This is a genomic window from Roseivirga sp. E12 (assembly GCF_017592825.1).
Classification (GTDB): Bacteria; Bacteroidota; Bacteroidia; order Cytophagales; family Cyclobacteriaceae; genus Roseivirga.
Genome location: NZ_JAGFMD010000035.1, coordinates 1 through 315, shown reverse-complemented (window position 1 = coordinate 315; position 315 = coordinate 1). Strand labels below are relative to the sequence as shown.

Sequence of the window (315 nt, the reverse complement as noted above, 5' to 3'; positions counted from 1 at the left end):
TAAAATACCTGTGCCCTTTTCAATCATGAGAGGGCAGTCTTTCAACTGCTCTACCAGCGGTATTGGCAATAACAATCAATTCAATCTAGATGCTGATAATGATGGAATACCAGACATTATAGAGGCCGGTGGCATCGATGCTGACAATAATGGTATAGTAGACGGAACATTTACCGACACCGATAATGACGGATGGGCCGATACTTTTGACCCTGACAATGGCGGCACTCCGCTCGCGGCCATAGATACTGATAATGACGGCATCGAAAACAGAATAGATCGGGATAGTGACAATGACGGCATCATAGATTATGT

1 pseudogene is annotated in these 315 nt (G+C 44.4%); it reads left to right on the top strand.

From position 1 onward, the window contains the following. Nucleotides 1–25: 25 nt before the first annotated feature. Nucleotides 26–315: pseudogene (locus tag J4E76_RS20795) on the top strand (hypothetical protein); the annotation flags it as partial.